This window comes from Ruegeria sp. CDSA020 (assembly GCF_059612345.1).
The window spans coordinates 41,448-60,100 of the sequence record NZ_JBXWQK010000002.1; the positions used below are offsets into that span (position 1 = coordinate 41,448).

Sequence of the window (18,653 nt, forward strand, 5' to 3'; positions counted from 1 at the left end):
CGACCTAACGCGATCCGCCGATTTGCATTTGGTTACTTGCCGGGAAGGCTGCCTGACCCGTGCCCCGACATGCCGCCCGAAACTTCTTCGGTTGCCTCATCGGCCAACTCATCCGGCAGGATCAGGTTCAGCACGATGGCGATCAGAGCCGCAGGCAGCAGCCCGCTTTTCATCAGGATGCCCAGAGTATCGGGCAAGTGTTGCACCGCACCCGGCTCGAGCTGGAGGCCGAACCCGATTGACAGCGCGATGGCAAAGATCACCATGTTGCGCCGATTCCAATCCACATCGGACAACATCGAAACACCCGCCGCGACAACCATCCCGAACATGACGATGACGCCACCGCCCAGTACTTCGATCGGAACGGTGCGGATGATCGCGCCAACCTTGGGCACCAGGCCGCACAGGATCAGAAACAAGGCGCCGATGGTGACGACATTTCGGCTCATGACGCCGGTCATTGCGATCAGCCCGACATTCTGGCTGAACGACGTGTTGGGTAAGCCGCCGAACACGCCCGCCAGGGCCGAACCGAAGCCGTCAGCATAGGTTGCACCGGTGATTTCCTTGTCCGTGGCTTCGCGCCCGGCTCCGCCTTTGGTCACACCCGACACATCCCCCACCGTCTCAACTGCCGAAACAAAGGCCATCAGACAGAACCCGATTATGGCGGCGAATGAGAACTCGAACCCATACTTGAAGGGCACAGGCAGGGCGAAAGTTGCAGCGCGGCTCCAGCTTGTTCCGATTGCCTCAAAAGTGATCATGCCAACCATCAGGGCATAGACATACCCAACCGCAAGACCAATCAGAACGGCAGAAACCGAAAGCATTCCGCGCGTAAAGAACTTCAGCCCCAGCGTTACCACAACCACGACCAAAGCAGCCGACCAGTTCAGCGCCGAGCCGTATTCAGGCGTTCCAATGGCCGGAACCCCTCCGGCGGCGTATTGAATGCCGACCTTGACCAACGCCAGACCAATCATCGTCACCACAAGGCCTGTGACCAGAGGTGGCAAGGCAAAACGGATTTTGCCAATCACCGTGCCCAGCAGGGCATGGAACACCCCACCGATAATGACACCGCCAAACAATGCGGCCAGACCATCGACGCCTTTGCCAGCAACCAACGGGATCATGATCGGCAGAAAGGCAAAGCTAGTGCCCTGAACAATAGGCAAAGCCGCTCCTACCGGGCCAATCGTCACTGTTTGCAGCAAGGTCGCGACGCCGGCAAACAGCATCGACATCTGGATCAGGTACAGCAGTTCGGGAAAATCGGGGGAGTTCGAACCGAACCCGAACCCGGCGGCCCCTGCAACGATGATCGCAGGCGTCACGTTCGAAACGAACATCGCCAGAACATGTTGAATGCCCAGCGGAACTGCCTTGTGCAGCGCCGGGGTATAATTTGGATCCCGAAGCTGTTCGGGTGTCCCTATTGAAGTGTCAGCCATGAGTTACTGTCCTCTCTGTCAGATTCACGGGGGTCTTACCGCTTATGCTGCGGCTTCATTTGGCTACGACACCACCTGATAAGGGGTATCGAACCAGTATTCTTCCAGGTTGGGCCCATCGCCGATCCGATCAACAACGGCGAACAATCCAGGGCCATGCAACGGTGTCAAAACGCCGTGCCACGTCCCACGATGATAATTCACCGCCTGACCGGACCGGGTGACAAAGGCACACGGTTCGCCCGGCTGCCCGTCAACATCTGGTGCTACAACGACCAGAAAGGGTTGATGGGTCATGGGAACAAAGGCCTGACTGCCATCAGGATGCCGCTCAACCATATCCAAATGGTACGGCAGGGTTCGGGGGTTGGCGTTAAACAGGCTGATCCCGGCGCGGCCGCCCGCGAAATCAAGGGCCGCCCGGTCATGAAAACGCCCGCACTGGCCCTGGTTGATGATCTTGTCCGGGTCGCCCGATGCCTCGATCACATCTCCGAACGGGGCAAAAGCGTCAGGCGTTAAAGGAACAGTCCGGATCTGTTTCATGAAGGCAACACATCCCTCAGGCGGAATTCGGCAATACGCTCGACCTGTCGGCAGGCCTCGGCGAATTCTGTGTCCCGGTCCTGATCTATCCGCCGCTGAAACGCCTGCTGGATAGAGGCTTTGTCATGATCACGCACAGCGATAATGAAGGGAAATCCGAACTTGTCGGTATAGCGCCTATTCAGATCGGTGAAGGCATCGCGTTCGGCATCCGTCAACGCATCCAGCCCCGCCGAGGATTGTTCGGCCGTGCTTTCCTGCGTCAGTCGCTTGGCCTGTGCCAGCTTACCTGCCAGATCCGGGTGCGCGGTTAGCACGCCCAACCGCTCCTCATCCGAGGCCGAACGGAACATGCGCGTCAGTGCGTTGTGCAACCCGCCGGCAGTATCGTGAGCCGCGCCGAGTTCCAGCCCATGGGCGCGCTCTGCAATCCACGCCGAATGTTCGAAGATCCCGCCATAGGCGGCTACGAAAGCGTCCCGCGCCATTTCTGACGGCTTTGGACCTGATACAGGCGGGTGCTGCGCTGCCCAATGCTGGGCGATCTCCAGACGGGTCGCGAACCAGACATCCGAGTGCCCACGCGCATAATCCAGAAACCGTTTCAGCGCCATGACCCGACCTGGACGACCGATCAGGCGGCAATGCAGACCGATCGACAACATCTTGGGCGCACCGGCTTCACCCTCGGAATAAAGCGCGTCGAAACTGTCTTTGAGATAGGAATAGAACTGATCGCCCGAATTGAAACCTTGCGGCGTTGCAAAGCGCATATCGTTACAATCGAGTGTATATGGTACGATCAACTGGTCCCGGCCAGAGGCCTGCATCCAATAGGGCAGATCATCCGCATAGGTGTCCGCCACATAGGCAAAGCCCCCCTCTTCGGCCACCAGACGCACGGTGTTCTCGGAACACCGGCCGGTATACCAACCATAGGGACGTTCCCCCACGACCTCGGCATGCAGGCGGATGGCCTCTTCTATTTGAGCGCGCTCTTCCGCTTCAGACATATCCTTGTGTTCGACCCATTTCAGGCCGTGACTTGCGATCTCCCAACCTGCGTCTTTCATGGCGGCAACCTGATCGGGCGACCGTGCCAGCGCCGAAGCGACACCGTAAACGGTTATGGGCAAGTCCTGCATCAAGCGGTGCAGACGCCAGAACCCTGCCCGCGATCCGTATTCATAGATCGATTCCATGTTCCAATGACGCTGGTCTGGCCATTGCGCTGCGCCGACAATCTCGGACAGAAAGGCCTCGGACGCGGCATCACCGTGAAGCACGCAGTTCTCGCCACCCTCTTCGTAGTTCAGCACAATCTGAACGGCCAGATTTGCTCCGCCAGGCCACTGGGCGTTTGGCGGGTTGGCTCCGTATCCGATCATGTCACGGGGATAGCGAGGGGGCTGCATGAATGTTCCGTCTCAGTTGTGTTACACTACCTACGCTTTACCGCAGAATTGGAAGCAGTATTATCAAATCAATCCGAACGCTGTTTCCTTTTCTTTCGGCATTCCCAAAGTCTCGGGTTTCGCCCCAGACTGCGTCAAACAATACTCGATTGCAGTTTGCGGTTTTCAACAGCCACTCGTTGCGGTGATCGGAATATGAGGAGAAACGCGTGGCAGGATACCTGACAACCCATGTTCTGGACACCGCCAAAGGCTGTCCCGCAGAGGGGCTGAAAATTGCTCTGTACGCGATAACCCAGGACGGACGCCACAAACTGGCTGAGATGCTGACCAATGCAGACGGGCGAACAGACAGCCCAATACTACCGCAAGCAAACTTTGAAACCGGGGAATATGAGCTTGTTTTCAGCGCGGGTGACTATCTGCGCGCCTCTGGCCAGGCGGATGACGAACCGCTGTTCCTGGATGAGATTCCAATCAGGTTTGGTATGTCTGAAGCAGACGCCCACTATCATGTGCCGCTCTTGCTTTCGCCATACAGCTACTCCACGTATCGTGGCAGCTAACTGACCGGGCGAACCTTCCGCCCGTCGATCGCCCCTGCCGGGCCTCCTCCTGTTGAGCCGGGCGCCGCACCCGTTGGGCGCGGCGCGGATAGTGACGGTTACAGCCCTTCGAGAAAATTTACGCGCGGCCGGGAGCCTTTGCTAACCGTTGATGTCCGAGTTTTGCACAACCTTGCCAATTCGCGCGATCATGAAATCCATGAACAAACGCGCCTTGGGATCCTGGTGACGTCGATGGGTATAGAGACACGCCATCTGAACAGAGACAGGAGGTGTCTCCTTCGCAACCACCACCAGACGTCCTGCCTTGAGATGTTCCGCTGCCTCAAACACAGGTTTCATCGCGATCCCCTGCCCTGACAACGCCCAATCGGTCAAAACATCTCCGTCATCGCATTCAAACCGGCCCGACACGGCATAACGTCTTGGCCCGTCTGGAGTTTCCAGCATCCACTGAAACTCTGCAGCGCCGGGATACCGCAGGTTAAGACACTCGTGCTTGTCGGACACAAGATCGGCTCCGTTTTGCGGCATCCCCCTGCGTTTTACATAGTCCGGTGCGGCACACAGAACCCGCGCGCAATCCGCGATCTTGCGAATACGCAGGGTGCTGTCCTCGGGCTGACCAATGAAAAAGGCCAGATCCAATCCTTCGGTCGTCAGGTCCACTGACCTGTCGGTCAGGCGCAATCGCACATCAATTTCGGGGTATTCCGAGAGAAAATCCGGCACATGTGGGGCTAATAACCTGCGCCCGACGCCCAAAGGCGCGGCTACGAACAGTGACCCGCGGGGGGCTTCGGTCAGGTGAACAACCTGCGCCTCGGCTTCATCTACGGCATCCAGGACCGCAACCGCTCCAGGGTAAAACGCACGTCCCTGCTCGGTCGGGCTGAGGTTACGTGTAGTCCTCTGAAACAGACGCACGCCCAAATGATCCTCAAGCTGTGATATTCGCGCCGAAGTCACCGCCGGTGAAACACGCAAATCCCTCCCGGCAGCAGACATGCTGCCCAGATCATAGACACGAACGAAGGTGCGAATATTGTCGAGATAGGACATCTTATCGTTTTTTTTGATACAGTTTGACAATATACGGGAATACCGAAGAAAAGCCAGTTTGCCTAGGGTGACTATAACCTACTGGAGAGAACTCTCATGTTTGAATTCGCCGTGTTCTGGGATTGGATGGCATTTGCTGTGCGCTGGCTGCACGTAATCACTGCTATCGCCTGGATCGGATCATCCTTTTACTTCATCGCTCTGGACCTTGGCCTGAATCGGGATATCCCCGGCCCCGCCGACGGGGAAGAATGGCAGGTACATGGCGGCGGCTTTTACCATATTCAGAAATACCTCGTCGCACCCGAGCGGATGCCGGATCATCTGACCTGGTTCAAATGGGAAAGCTATGCCACCTGGCTTAGCGGAGCTGCGCTGTTGATGATCGTCTACTGGGTTGGTGGAGAGCTTTATCTGATTGATGCGCAAAAGGCCGATCTGGCGCTGTGGCAGGGCATTCTGATCTCGGCTGCCTCGTTGACTATGGGCTGGCTGATCTACGACTTCCTGTGCAAATCCGGTCTGGGTGAGCGCCCAACATTACTGATGGTGCTGCTGTTTGTCCTGCTGGTGGTGATGGGCTGGGGGTACAACCAGATATTCACCGGGCGCGCGATGATGCTGCATCTGGGCGCATTCACCGCGACGATCATGACAGCGAACGTATTCTTCATCATCATGCCGAACCAGCGCATCGTCGTAGACGACCTTAAGAATGGCCGCACCCCGGACCCGAAATACGGCAAGATCGCCAAGTTGCGTTCGACTCATAACAACTATCTGACCTTGCCAGTGGTTTTCCTGATGCTTTCGAACCACTACCCGCTGGCCTTTGCCACCCAATACAACTGGATCATTGCGGCGCTGGTATTTCTGATGGGTGTCACAATCCGTCACTACTTCAATACACGCCACGCTCGCGCCGGTGATCCGACCTGGACCTGGCTGGTGACCGCTCTGCTATTCATCGCCATCATGTGGCTGTCCACCGCGCCTATGTACAAACCTCTGGAGGAGGCCGAGGCGCAGCCGCTCACCGCATTTGAACAGAAATACGCATCAGCAGACGGGTTCGAACAGGCACATGATGTCGTTCTGGGGCGCTGTTCCATGTGCCATGCGCGCGAACCGGTTTGGGACGGCATCCTGTGGGCGCCAAAGGGCATTCTTCTGGAAACCCAAGGTGACATCGCCCGCAATGCGAAACAGATTTACCTGCAGGCCGGTGTCAGTCACGCGATGCCACCCGCAAATGTCACCTATATGGAACCGGAAGATCGCGCGGCGATCATTCGCTGGTTCCGCAATGCTGGCCTTTGAACTGGCACTGAGCCTTCACTTGTTCCGCTAATTTTCTTGGCCAAACGATAAACGCTTCCCCTACACGATTACAGATGTTCTAACTATCCTTAAGGGGCCGCCACATCCGAAAAGGCGCCGAAATTAATTTCTAGTTGGGGCAGCTGGAGCCAATAGATGCAGCGAATAAGACAATGCAGCTTTGTGAGAAATTGTCTGTTCGGAATAGTCGTCGCCACATTGCCCACATCGCTGGCCGCATTGGAAACCGTCCTCACGGCACCGGGCGCTCCGAAAGCACTGGTTGAACGGATCGAAGATACCGCATCGGTGACAACCGCAGAATCCCGCGGGCTGGACACGCCGCTTGAACTTTTGTCAGCGGCCCTGTCGGACTATACCACCATTGTTCAGATCCTTTATGACGAAGGCTACTTCAGTCCCGTCGTCAGCATTAAACTGGACGGGAAAGAGGCGGCGGAACTCAGTTCACTCAACGTGCCCAATCAGATCAACAAAATCGTGATTGCTGTTAAAACCGGCCCAACCTTCACATTTGGCCAGGCGGTGGTCCGGCCGATCGCGACCGAAACGGTTCTTCCCGAAGACTATGCGACGGGCAAACTGGCCACCACCGGCGCCATTCAGCAAGCCGCGTCAGCAGGCGTGCAGGGATGGCGTGACGCGGGTCATGCCAAGGCCGAGGTCAGCGGCCAGAAAGTCATTGCCCGCCACGCCCAGGCAAAGCTGGATTCCCGCATTGACCTCGCCCCGGGACCGCGTCTGAGCTTTGGAAAAATGTACATCAAAGGCGACAGCGATGTTCGCCACAGGTCCGTCGAACAAATCGCCGGCTTCCCAACCGGAGAGGTGTATTCCCCCCAGCAGGTGCAAAAGGTCGGAACCCGGCTTCGCCGCACCGGCACGTTTAATATTGTCTCGATCGAAGAGCACGACACTCCCAACCCTGATGGCTCCCTGGATTTCGATGTCTATCTTGAAGACATGCCCAAACGCCGCCTGACCTTCGGTTTGGAAGTGGCCTCGCGTGACGGGATGGAGCTGTCAACGACCTGGACGCATCGCAACGTGTTCCGCCGCGCCCAACGGCTGCGGTTTGAAGCATCGTTGCGCAATATTGGCGGGGCCGAGGATCTGGACGGGCGCATCGGGCTGCGGCTGGATCAGCCCGACCGGCTGGGCCCCGATGACAGCACGTTCTGGAGCGCCCTTCTGGAACGTCGCAACACCGATAATTACAACGTGACTGTGACGTCACTGGCCTATGGTGCAAGACGCACATTTTCAGACCGCCTATACGCCGAAGCATCCGCCGGGTTTCAGTGGTCGGATGCAGATGACGCCTATGGCGACGGGCGCAAGTTCCGCTATTTCATCATGCCGTTCCGATCAGAATGGGACGAAAGGGACAGCAAGGTCAGCGCCACCAATGGCTATTACCTGGATGCCCGTGTGATGCCATTTGTCGGCCTGTCCGACACAGAAACAGGCCTCAGGATGTTTGCGGACGCGCGTGCCTATACCAGTCTGCGGACACAAGGTCGTCTCGTGCTGGCCGGGCGGGTCCAGATTGGGTCGATTGTAGGACCCGCCTTGGATGGGGTCACACCCGATTTCCTGTTCTTTTCGGGCGGTGCGGGCACTGTGCGCGGTCAGCCCTATGAAAGCCTCGGCATCCCTGTTGGCAATGAGGTTGCTGGCGGCAAGTCTTTCCTCGGTCTATCTGGCGAAGTTCGCGGCAAAATCACCGAGACAATATCGCTGGTCGGGTTTTATGATTATGGTGTTGTCGACACGTCCTCTTTTGTCAGCAGCGCTGCAGAGAGCCATTCCGGCGCCGGGCTTGGTATCAGATATGACCTCGGTGGTTTTGGCCCCCTGCGTCTTGATCTCGCCCTTCCCGTTCAGGGCGGCACCGGGGACGGATTGCAGTTTTACATCGGAATTGGTCAGGCATTTTGACACATCGTTTCTCATATCCAGTTTTGGCGGCTGTTCTGCTGTGGGTGCCCTACCCCGTTCTGGCGCAGGACGAAGGCGGCAGTATGCTAGAGCAGTTTCTGCAGGATACCCTGTCCGGTGATGATCAGAACGTAACCGTCAAAGGCTTGCAAGGCGCCCTCAGCGCACGGGCCACAATCGCAGAGATCACGGTATCGGATGATGAGGGCGTCTGGCTGACCATCAAAGATGCCGAACTGGATTGGAACAGACTGGCCCTGATACGTGGGCGGTTCTCGGTCAATGCGCTGACAGCGCAAGAGATCGACGTAGCCCGTGCGCCGGGCACCACAACCAAAGATGCCACTCCTCCCTCTGCGGAAACCCAGACATTCCAGCTGCCCGAGCTGCCTGTCGCAGTTGAAATCGGCGAAATCCGCGTGGATCAGCTGTCGCTGGGGCAGCCGCTGATTGGGGTAGCCGCCGACTTATCCGTCACCGGCAATCTGTCGCTTGCTGATGGAACGCTGGACACCAATCTCGACGTGGTGCGGCTGGATCGTGCCGGAGATGAGATCACACTGACCGCCGGGTTCGACAACTCGACAAGCGAGATCAATCTGGACCTGAACGTGGCCGAGGCATCCGGCGGGCTTATTTCGACCGCTTTGAACATTCCCGACAGCCCAACGATCGAGCTGACGGCAAAAGGTGCCGGACCGCTGACGGATTTCACCGCCGATATCGGGCTGAGCAGTGACGGGCAGCAGCGTCTGGCTGGGCAGGTTCGGCTTGGTTCGGCCCCTGACGACACTGCGGAAGGCATAGCATTTACCGCCGATCTGAACGGAGACCTGACACCCTTCGTCGGCCCTGCCATCGACCCGTTTTTCGGGACGGACTCGCGGCTGTTCGTGCAGGGTCAGACCCTGCCCGAAGGGGCGCTGGAACTGTCCGATCTTCAGCTTGCAACGCAGGCCCTGAACCTTGAAGGGAAGTTGGCCCTTGCCGAAGGTGGCACATTGCAGTTTGCCGCCTTGCAGGGACGCATTACCCCTCCGCAGGGACAGGCGGTCACGCTTCCGGTTGGCGGTGGTGACAAAACGATCAAGTCCGCGCAGATCTCGACCTTGTTTGATCAGAAGAACGGCAATCTCTGGGATCTTAGCCTGACAGCAGATAAGTTCAAATCCCCCCAGGCCGAACTTGAGAGCATGCAAATTATCGCGCAAGGCGTGCTCGATCAGACCCTTGGATTTACGGTGAAAGGCGATCTGCAAGCCAGCGTCACGGGCATTGATCTGACCGATCCGAACCTGAATACAGCCGTCGGAGATCGCATCACGCTGGACGGGCAGTTTGAGTATGGTGATGACCAGTCGCTGAAATTGTCCGGTTTCGAACTGGTCGGGTCGGATTACACTCTGGCGCTGGACACGCTGATCAGTGGATTGACCAGCGGGTTGGCGGTCGATGGCAAGGCTACGCTGGACGCGACTGACCTGTCCCGGTTCTCTGGCCTTGCCCAGATGGAACTGGCAGGGTCGGCGTCGGCACAGGTTCAAGGCAAGGGCTCGCCGCTTGAGGGCAGCTTTGATGGCAAAGTGGTTGTTCAGGGCAACAACCTATCGACCGGTCGCGACGATATCGACCCCGTAATCACCGGCCAGACCACCATCGCTCTGGATGCTCGCCGTGGGGCGGATGGAATATCCATACGCGAGTTCAAACTGAACGGTCAGGCCGCGCAGGCACAGGCAAGTGGCGAAGTGACCACGCCTGATGGCAATCTGACAATCGACGGTCAGGCCAGCCTCAACGCGCCCGACCTCTCGGTCTTTTCCGGGCTGGCCCAGCGACAGCTTGGCGGGTCGCTCAGCGCACAAATGGACGGCAAAGGCACCCTGCAGACGCAAGAGTTTGATGGCACGGCCAGCATTACGACGCAGGATCTGCAGACAGGTATGTCCGAAGTCGATCCTCTGCTTGCAGGCAAAACCGTGATCACCTGGGATGGTGCGAAAACGGGAGACCTTATCGACATACGCAAAGCCACCATCAACGGACGGGCCGTGACAGCACAGGTGAGCGCGTCGATCAATGACCCAACCGGCAATCTGGTTCTTGCTGGTCAGGCACAGGTGACTGTTCCTGATCTTTCGCTATTTTCGGATCTCGCGGGCCGGGATCTTGCCGGGTCGGTTACCGCGGATATCAATGGCAACGGAGCTTTGTCCAGCCAGACCTTCGACATAGCCGGCGATGTCGATGCGCAGGACGTCCAGATTGGCATCGGTCTCGTCGACAAACTGATCGAAGGTCGAACGACGCTGCGTGTCGATGCCGAGAACAGTGATCAGGGTCTGAATGTCCAAAACTTCAAGCTGCGGGGCACCGCCTTGACCGCAGACGCTTCGGGTCAGGTCAGCAAAGAGACCGGCGGGCTGAGCTATTCGGTAAAGCTGGACGATCTTGCGCGGATTTCCAAGACGTTGTCAGGACCACTCACATTGGAAGGCAACGCCGCGCCAACAGCTTCGGGCCTTGAAGGAAGAGTCAGCTTGCGTGGGCCGGACAGTTCATACGCGTCGCTGACGGGGTCTGTCGGCTCTGACGGATCGGCAGACTTGGACTTTGACGCCGAGCTAAACAAGGTCGAGCGTTTCGCCCCAGATTTTCCAGGTACAATCACCGCTAATGGGACCGCAAAGCGCAAGGCAGGCGTCTGGACTATCAACTCTTCGGCGCAGGGCCCGGCACAGATCACCGGCGAAATCTCGGGCACGTTCGATGAAACCACAGGAAACGCCGATCTGCATGCGCAAGGCGGGGTTAATATCGGTATCGCAAACCTGTTCATCACCCCCAACCAAATCGACGGGACTGCGCGGTACGACCTTAGCTTGAATGGCCAACCCTCGCTTGAGGCGCTCAGCGGGTCGATCACGACCTCTGGAACCTCGTTGGCGATACCGGGAGCCGGTCAGACCATTACCGGCATCAGCGGCGCGGTCGAGTTGGCCAACAACCGCGCCAACATCTCCCTAAATGGTGGAACCCGCGCCGGGGGTAATTTCACCGTCGCGGGCCCGATTGACCTGACGCCTCCGTTCAATGCGCAAATTGCGACCACGCTCAATCGTCTCGTGCTGACGGATCAGCTTTTGTACGAGACGATCCTGAACGGGCAAATCGCAATGACCGGAGCTTTGGCCGGCAACAGCACAATAGTCGGGCAAATTACATTCGAGGAAACCAATATTAACCTCGCCGCCGCCTCGGGTGCGGTTGGCGCTGCGCCCATACCAGAGATCGAACATATCAACGAAAACGCGGCCAGCTATAGGACTCGGGAACGTGCCCGTTTGGTTAAACAGGACGATGCCACCCAAAGCGATTCCCGTATTGCGCTGGACATCGCTCTGCTCGCCCCCAAGGCCGTGTTTGTCCGAGGTCGAGGCGTGAATGCCGAACTCGGCGGACAGCTGTACATAGGCGGTACAACAACCTCGATCATTCCTTCGGGCCAGATCGCTCTAATCCGAGGCAATTTCGACATTCTGGGCCGCAGGCTGGCCCTGACAAAAGGGATCGTGACCCTACAAGGCGACTTGACACCCTATATCGAATTTGAATCCTCAAACAGCACCTCGGACGGGACCGCTACAATCGAAATCGCCGGGCCGCTGGACGCCCCCGAGGTCAACGTGTTCTCGGATCCGGAACGGCCAGCAGAAGAGGCCTTGGCCATGCTGTTGTTTGGCAATCGTTTCTCTGAGCTGTCGCCCTTTGTCATTGCCCAGATGGCGGCATCGCTGGCGCAGCTCAGCGGTGCAGGAGGAGATGCAACCAAGGGTCTGAGGGAGTCGACCGGTGTCGACACAGTCGATATCGGAGCAACGTCAAGCGGCGGAATTTTGGGCGCCGGGGCGTATCTGGGTGACAATCTCTATACCGACTTTAACGTGAACACCGAAGGAAATACCGAAGTGAACCTCAATCTGGACGTCACCGATAATATCACCATGCGCGGAACCGTTGACGGGCGGGGGGAAACGGGATTGGGCGTCTTTTTCGAGCGCGACTACTAATCCTGCGCGAAACTCTGCATCTGTGACAACAGTTTCGGGCCAAATCACAGGAAGGCAGGGAATTTCATTAACCCCTTTACTATCAACTTCTTAACATGACAGCGAATGCACAAGTCGCTCTATTCATTTCGTGCGACACGAATTTTCATTGCCGTTCGTTTCGAATTTTTGACATTTCGTACCAATTTCATTGCCGGGTCCGTGCCTATGCGGGAAAAGAAGGCAGCGCCTGGTTTTGCGGCGCCTTTATCGAGTGACTTGTTGACCAGTACGACCTGATTATAGAGGGGGAAAAACTCAAAATCGGGGAAAGCAAAAGATCAAAATTCAAGTCTTTTCATTACTAAAAATATTGAACTGCCCACCTTCCCATCCACTGCGTATTCTGTACCCAGTAGAGATGGGAAGGTGGATTATCTAAACGAACCGATAAGCCGGATGTTTCTGCCGAACGATGTCAGGTTTGTTGTGGTGAAGCTTTGACTGTTGCCGGGCTTTCCGCTGACGCCATCTCGGACAGCCAATCACGCACGGCGCCGTGCCGGCTACGGGCGATGGCGATCTTTTTGCCGCAGCCCAGAACCAGATATCCGACTTCATTCAGGCTTTTAGCAATATCCACACACCGATTGGCAACCCAAAAGGACCGATGCACCTGTAGGCCGTAGCATTCTGGCATTTGCGATAGGATGCCTTTGAACGTTGAACGCACCAGCACTTCTTTTTCATCTACACGCAGGGTGACATAGTGCTGCTGAGCCTGAACGAACAAGATATCCTTGGCCAAAAAGTTTTGCCCATTGGCGGACACTAAACCATTGGCCACAGGAACACGGGATTCCACTCTGCTATCCGGCTCGTCCTCGGGTTGCGGATCGCCGGCGCGCAGGCGGGCCAGATAAGGTGGAAAAACCCAAACGATTACGATCACTTCAATTCCAACGACGAGAAAGTACTGAGGCAGCAAAAGCGGCGAGTTTTCAAAGCTGAAAGACAGAAATGTACTGAAAACCATTGTCGTTGCGAATTGGGCAAACTTCATCGCCCCATACGCAATGGGAAAACATGTCAGCGGGGTGAAAAACCGTTTGATGCCCAGATATCGGCTGCAGAATGCCTCAAAAAGCAACATCAGCACCACCGAACCCATATACCCCAGCAATCCGCACATCCAATAGATCGTGCGCCCCAGCCCGTTTAGCGGTTCAGCAAACAATGACGGCGTCGCACCAATGAGCAGCAGCATCAAAGCAGGCAGAAACATCAGGAAGTTTCTGGACAGGAAAAAACTAAGGACTTCGCTCAGGATCGCATCAACCGACATACCCGGCAATACGACAAACGAAAGCTCAGCCTGTTTCAAATCGTTATACACGTCTTGCGGTTTCATTCAGCCCTTGTTGCTCTGATCGCACTACTACCATCTATTTCGGCTTCGGCGCCTAGGCCCGACTGCCCACAGGTTCGGGCCCTGCGCAATCGGTTCCCCAATTTCGTTTCCAAACCCAATCAATACCTAACCTGACGACCGCAAAATGGGTGCTTTGGTGGCGTTTTCTTAGGCTCAAAATTGCTGAAACCAGAGAAATATGGCGCAAATGGCGCAAAGCTGAGTGGGAAATGCCTATTTCCGCGTTGACGTAGCGGAAACCTAAAAGGGCGACCTCGCAAGGCCGCCCTCAAAAATTCTACTCCGACACTCTTACTCAGCCGCGATTGCGTCTTCGATCTTTTCAACGCGAATGGCTGAGAATTTGAACTCAGGGATTTTACCATAAGGGTCGATGGCCGAGTTGGTCAGGATATTCGCCGCCGCCTCAACATAGGCAAAGGGGATGAACACCATGTCCTCTGCAATCGCCCGGTCGGCACGCACCATGATCTCGATCGAGCCTCGACGGGTGGTCAGGCGAATGGTCTCGCCCGGTTCAATTCCCATCAGCTTCAACTGGCGCGGGTTCATCGAACAGTTGGCCTCTGGTTCAACCGCATCCAGCACCGTGGCCCGGCGGGTCATTGACCCTGTGTGCCAATGTTCAAGCTGACGACCCGTGGTGGCGATCATCGGATATTCCTCATCCGGCGCTTCATCCGGCTGGATCACACTGGCAGGAGTGAACTTGGCCCGCCCATCGGCACGAGGGAAGCCATCACCAAACACAATCGCTTGGCCCGGATCGGTCTCAGACAGCGACGGGTAGGTGATTGTTTCGGTCTCCAGCCGCTCCCAGGTGATGTTGTCGAGAGACTCCATCGTCAGCTTCATCTCGGCAAACACTTCGGACACATCCGAATAAGACCAGTTCAGGCCGATGCGCTGCGCAAGTTCGACGGTGATTTTCCAATCCTCGCGCGCCTCACCCGGAGGCGCCACAGCTGGGCGCACTCGTTGTACCTGACGATTGGTGTTCGACACGGTGCCGTTCTTTTCATACAGCGCCGAGGCAGGCAGGATGATGTCGGCGTAGTTCGCCGTTTCGGTCAGGAAGATGTCCTGCACGATCATCAACTCCAGCTTGGCCAGCGCGTCCCGCGCGTGGCCTACATCGGGGTCGGACATGGCTGGGTTTTCACCCTGAATATACATGCCCTTGATATTGCCCGCATATGCTTGATCGATGATTTCAGTGACGGTCAGGCCTTTTTCATTCGAGAAATCCTCAGACCCCCAGACGGAGGTGAACTGTGCCCGGATGTTGTCATCGGTCACCGTCTTGTAATCGGGCAGGAACATCGGGATCAGGCCGGCGTCCGACGCGCCCTGCACATTGTTCTGACCGCGCAGCGGGTGCAGGCCCGCGCCGGGTTTACCAACGTTGCCGGTCATCAACGCCAGCGAGATAAGGCATCGCGAATTGTCGGTGCCGTGGATATGCTGACTGACACCCATACCCCAGAAAATAAGCCCGGCCTTGGCCTGTGCAAAGATGCGCGCCACGCGGCGCAGCTGATCAGGTTCGATACCGCAGATCGGCGCCATCGCTTCGGGGGTGAAGGCGCGCAGGTGTTCCTTCTCGGCCTCCCAGTTCTCGGTCCAGCGGTGGATGTACTGGCTGTCATACAGCTCTTCCTCGACGATCACGTTCATGATCGCGTTCAGCATCGAGACATCGGCACCCGGGCGGAATTGCAACATCTCATCAGCGAACTTGCGCATGCCAACGCCGCGCGGGTCCATCACAATCAACTTGCCGCCGCGCTTGGTGAACTGCTTGAAATAGGTCGCCGCAACGGGGTGATTCTCAATCGGGTTGGCCCCGATGATGATGGCCACATCCGCGTTTTCGATCTCGTTAAAGGTTGCGGTCACAGCACCCGAACCGACGTTTTCAATCAGCGCCGCCACCGATGAGGCGTGGCACAGACGCGTGCAGTGGTCGACATTGTTGTGCCCAAATCCCTGACGAATAAACTTCTGGAACAGATATGCTTCTTCGTTGGTGCATTTGGCCGAGCCAAAGCCCGCGACATTGCGTGGGTCCTGGTCGCGCAGCGCCTTCAGTCTGGAGGACGCCAGGTCCATCGCCTCTTCCCAGGTCGCTTCGCGGAAATGGGTCGACAGGTTCGAAGGATCGACATTCAGCCCCTTGGCGGGCGCATCCTCGCGCCGGATTAGCGGCTTGGTCAGGCGGTGTGGGTGGTGGATATAGTCGAACCCAAAGCGGCCTTTGACGCACAAGCGGCCTTCGTTGGCCGGGCCGTTGATGCCCTCTACATACTTGACCTTGCCGTCCTTGACCTTCAGCGAGACCTTGCAGCCGACGCCGCAGAACGGGCAGACGCTTTCGGTCTCGGAATCATAATCCTTGCTGTCGCCCTGCTGCTTTTCGTCCAACACAGTGGCTGGCATCAATGCACCGGTCGGACAGGCCTGAACGCATTCACCACAGGCTACACAAGTAGAATCGCCCATCGGGTCGTTCTGATCGAACACCACCTGCGCAGTGTGACCACGCCCGGCCATCCCGATCACATCATTGACCTGCACATCCCGGCAGGCCCGGACGCAGAGGTTGCAGTTGATGCAAGCATCCAGATTAACCCGCATCGCGATATGGCTGTCATCCAGCAACGGGATTTTCCCAGGCTCTTTGGCCGGGAACCGGCTGTCGCTGACATCGTTCAGCGCGGCCATATCCCAGAAATGGCTCGAAGCATCATGCGCGACCTCAGGCTGATCAGCTACCAGCAGTTCCATGACCATTGCGCGCGATTTCTCGGCCCGGTCGCTGTCGGTCTTGACCACCATGCCCTCGGCGGCGGGGCGGATGCACGAGGCGACCAGAGTACGCTCCCCCTCGACCTCGACCATACAGGCGCGGCAGTTGCCGTCTGGTGTGTAACCCGGTGCAGGTTTGTGACACAGGTGCGGGATGATCAGGCCTTGGCCGTTGGCCGCGTCCCAGATCGTGGTGCCCTCGGGCACGGTGACGTCATCGCCGTTCAGATTGAAGGTGACGGTCTTGGTTGGGCTTGCATCAAGCATGGCTCTGTCTCCCTCAGATTTCGTCAGCGAAGTGTTTCATGACCAAGCGGATCGGGTTCGGGGCCGCCTGCCCCAGACCGCAGATCGAGGCATCGCCCATGACCTGACACAGGTCTTCCAGTAAATCCTGGTCCCACGTGTCAGCCTGCATCAGCTTAACCGCCTTTTCGCAGCCCGCCCGGCAGGGCGTGCACTGGCCACAGCTTTCATCTTCGAAGAACCGCAGCATGTTCAGCGCCGCATCGCGGGCAGTGTCCTGATCGGACAGAACCACCACGGCGGCGGATCCGATAAAGGTGCCATGTGGCTGCAGCGTGTCAAAATCCAATGGGATATCGTCCATCGACGCAGGCAGCAGACCCGAGGATGGACCGCCGGGCTGATACGCCTTGAAAGTCTGCCCTTCGACCATGCCACCAGCGGCCTCAATCACGTCCAAAATGGTCGAACCCGCCGGCAGCAGGTAAACACCCGGCTTGGCCACCCGCCCCGAGATTGAATAGCTGCGCAGGCCCTTGCGACCATTTTTTTCGACAGAGTTCAGAATCTGCGGCCCTTCGCGGCAGATTTTCGACACCCAATAGAGCGTCTCGACATTGTGCACCAAGGTCGGACGGTTAAAGACCCCAACCTGCGCCACAAACGGAGGCCGGTGACGCGGCAAGCCTTTCTTGCCTTCGATCGACTCGATCATCGCGGATTCTTCGCCGCATATATAGGCACCGGCACCCCGGCGCAGATCGATATATCCCTTTTCAACCAGGCCAGCTTGTTCCAGCTCGGCAATCTCGCGGCGTAGAATTTCCAGCACCGCCGGATATTCATCGCGCATGTAGATAAAGCAGGTCTCGGCCTCTACCGCCCAGGCAGCTATCAGCATGCCTTCAAGGAAGACATGCGGCGTGCGCTCGAGGTAGTAGCGATCTTTGAACGTGCCAGGCTCGCCTTCATCGCCATTCACGGCCAGATAGCGGGTGCCTTCGTTCATGCGAACGAAGCCCCATTTCTTGCCGGACGGGAAGCCAGCACCACCCAGACCGCGCAAGCCCGAGGACAGGATGTCTTCCTGTACTTTCTCCCAATCACCGCTCTCGCGCAGCTCTTTCAGCTTGGCATAGCCGCCGTTTGCTTCATATGCCGCAAAGGTTTCATAGGCGGGCAAATGGGCGTGGGTATCATCCGCAGCAATCGCAGCCTGCACCTTTTCAGGGGTGGCATGGTCGATATGGTTATGCCCGATCTCCAGCACAGGCGCAGTATCGCAACGACCCATGCAAGGCGCACGCAGGACACGGACGTTGGAAGGATCAAGACCGTCTTCCAACGCCTTTTGCAACTGCTGGGCACCGGCCATTTCGCAGGACAGGGAATCGCAGACGCGGATGGTCAGCGAGGGGGGCGGTGTTTCATCCTCTTTCACCACATCGAAATGGGCATAGAAGGTGGCGGTCTCGTAGATCTCGGCCTGACCGATGCGCATCTCGACGGCCAGCGCAGCAATATGATCGGCGCTGATATGGCCATGCGCATCCTGAATCAGATGCAGAAATTCGATCAGCAGGTCGCGGCGGCGGGGACGATCGCCCAGCAGGCGCGTGATCTCGGCCTGTGCCTCATCCGTGAACTGACGGCCTTTGGGCGTGTGCCGCCCCTTGCCTTTACCTGACTTCCAGACGCCCTTGGGTGCGCCTGATGGCTTGGTATCTAATGGTGCCATGATGCCCTCCGATTCAGGCCCCGTGTCTCATCAGACTAGCATATCGTCA

Annotated in this window: 11 protein-coding genes; 4 read left to right on the top strand and 7 right to left on the bottom strand. The window is 57.4% G+C overall.

Annotated elements, in window-relative coordinates:
• Window positions 1–32: 32 nt before the first annotated feature.
• The 3 genes from AC2FJW_RS03225 to puuE all read right to left on the bottom strand — a co-directional run bounded on the left by AC2FJW_RS03225 (window position 33) and on the right by puuE (window position 3,421).
• Complete coding sequence (locus tag AC2FJW_RS03225) at window positions 33–1,460, bottom strand: nucleobase:cation symporter-2 family protein (protein ID WP_142640116.1); 1,428 nt, start codon at window positions 1,458–1,460, stop codon at window positions 33–35.
• 63 nt (window positions 1,461–1,523) lie between these two features.
• On the bottom strand, window positions 1,524–2,006 hold the full coding sequence (locus AC2FJW_RS03230) for an ureidoglycolate lyase (RefSeq protein WP_496749191.1): 483 nt from the start codon (window positions 2,004–2,006) through the stop codon (window positions 1,524–1,526).
• The gene (gene puuE / locus AC2FJW_RS03235) at window positions 2,003–3,421 is read right to left on the bottom strand and encodes an allantoinase PuuE (RefSeq protein WP_496749192.1); all 1,419 of its coding nucleotides are present in this window, start codon (window positions 3,419–3,421) and stop codon (window positions 2,003–2,005) included. Before puuE ends, AC2FJW_RS03230 begins: the two co-directional genes overlap by 4 nt.
• 209 nt (window positions 3,422–3,630) lie before the next feature.
• On the opposite strand from puuE, the gene uraH reads away from it, so the two are divergent.
• A complete protein-coding gene (gene uraH / locus AC2FJW_RS03240) occupies window positions 3,631–3,987 on the top strand; it encodes a hydroxyisourate hydrolase (protein WP_142640109.1) in 357 nt (118 codons plus the stop codon).
• 141 nt (window positions 3,988–4,128) lie between these two features.
• Here the strand turns inward: uraH and AC2FJW_RS03245 are convergent, their stop codons facing one another.
• Window positions 4,129–5,049 carry a LysR family transcriptional regulator gene (locus AC2FJW_RS03245; protein WP_281973831.1) on the bottom strand — a complete coding sequence of 307 codons (921 nt, stop codon included), beginning with the start codon at window positions 5,047–5,049 and terminating at the stop codon, window positions 4,129–4,131.
• Between the two features lie 96 nt (window positions 5,050–5,145).
• On the opposite strand from AC2FJW_RS03245, the gene AC2FJW_RS03250 reads away from it, so the two are divergent.
• The 3 genes from AC2FJW_RS03250 (at window position 5,146) to AC2FJW_RS03260 (ending at window position 12,401) form a co-directional block, all read left to right on the top strand.
• Window positions 5,146–6,369 carry a urate hydroxylase PuuD gene (locus tag AC2FJW_RS03250; protein WP_496749193.1) on the top strand — a complete coding sequence of 408 codons (1,224 nt, stop codon included), beginning with the start codon at window positions 5,146–5,148 and terminating at the stop codon, window positions 6,367–6,369.
• A 156-nt stretch (window positions 6,370–6,525) separates the two neighbouring features.
• A complete protein-coding gene (locus AC2FJW_RS03255) occupies window positions 6,526–8,331 on the top strand; it encodes an autotransporter assembly complex protein TamA (RefSeq protein WP_282022395.1) in 1,806 nt (601 codons plus the stop codon).
• Window positions 8,328–12,401 carry a translocation/assembly module TamB domain-containing protein gene (locus AC2FJW_RS03260; protein ID WP_496749194.1) on the top strand — a complete coding sequence of 1,358 codons (4,074 nt, stop codon included), beginning with the start codon at window positions 8,328–8,330 and terminating at the stop codon, window positions 12,399–12,401. The genes AC2FJW_RS03255 and AC2FJW_RS03260 overlap by 4 nt, the downstream gene beginning before the upstream one ends.
• A 457-nt stretch (window positions 12,402–12,858) precedes the next feature.
• Here the strand turns inward: AC2FJW_RS03260 and AC2FJW_RS03265 are convergent, their stop codons facing one another.
• From AC2FJW_RS03265 to AC2FJW_RS03275, 3 genes are all read right to left on the bottom strand, one after another.
• Complete coding sequence (locus AC2FJW_RS03265; RefSeq protein ID WP_496749195.1) at window positions 12,859–13,791, bottom strand: LytTR family DNA-binding domain-containing protein; 933 nt, start codon at window positions 13,789–13,791, stop codon at window positions 12,859–12,861.
• 312 nt (window positions 13,792–14,103) lie between these two features.
• Window positions 14,104–16,887: a formate dehydrogenase subunit alpha gene (gene fdhF, locus AC2FJW_RS03270; RefSeq protein WP_496749196.1), complete on the bottom strand. Its 2,784-nt coding sequence runs from the start codon at window positions 16,885–16,887 to the stop codon at window positions 14,104–14,106.
• Window positions 16,888–16,900: 13 nt separating this feature from the next.
• Entirely contained in the window at window positions 16,901–18,604 is a 1,704-nt protein-coding gene (locus tag AC2FJW_RS03275; RefSeq protein WP_496749197.1) for an NAD(P)H-dependent oxidoreductase subunit E, read from the bottom strand.
• Between the last annotated feature and the right edge of the window lie 49 nt (window positions 18,605–18,653).

Bases quoted from the DNA above. Each gene is read 5' to 3' on its own strand.
- AC2FJW_RS03225 (WP_142640116.1), bottom strand. From the start codon at position 1,460: ATGGCTGACACTTCAATAGGGACACCCGAACAGCTTCGGGATCCAAAT.
- AC2FJW_RS03230 (WP_496749191.1), bottom strand. From the start codon at position 2,006: ATGAAACAGATCCGGACTGTTCCTTTAACGCCTGACGCTTTTGCCCCG.
- puuE (WP_496749192.1), bottom strand. From the start codon at position 3,421: ATGCAGCCCCCTCGCTATCCCCGTGACATGATCGGATACGGAGCCAAC.
- AC2FJW_RS03245 (WP_281973831.1), bottom strand. From the start codon at position 5,049: ATGTCCTATCTCGACAATATTCGCACCTTCGTTCGTGTCTATGATCTG.
- AC2FJW_RS03250 (WP_496749193.1), top strand. From the start codon at position 5,146: ATGTTTGAATTCGCCGTGTTCTGGGATTGGATGGCATTTGCTGTGCGC.
- AC2FJW_RS03255 (WP_282022395.1), top strand. From the start codon at position 6,526: ATGCAGCGAATAAGACAATGCAGCTTTGTGAGAAATTGTCTGTTCGGA.
- AC2FJW_RS03265 (WP_496749195.1), bottom strand. From the start codon at position 13,791: ATGAAACCGCAAGACGTGTATAACGATTTGAAACAGGCTGAGCTTTCG.
- fdhF (WP_496749196.1), bottom strand. From the start codon at position 16,887: ATGCTTGATGCAAGCCCAACCAAGACCGTCACCTTCAATCTGAACGGC.
- AC2FJW_RS03275 (WP_496749197.1), bottom strand. From the start codon at position 18,604: ATGGCACCATTAGATACCAAGCCATCAGGCGCACCCAAGGGCGTCTGG.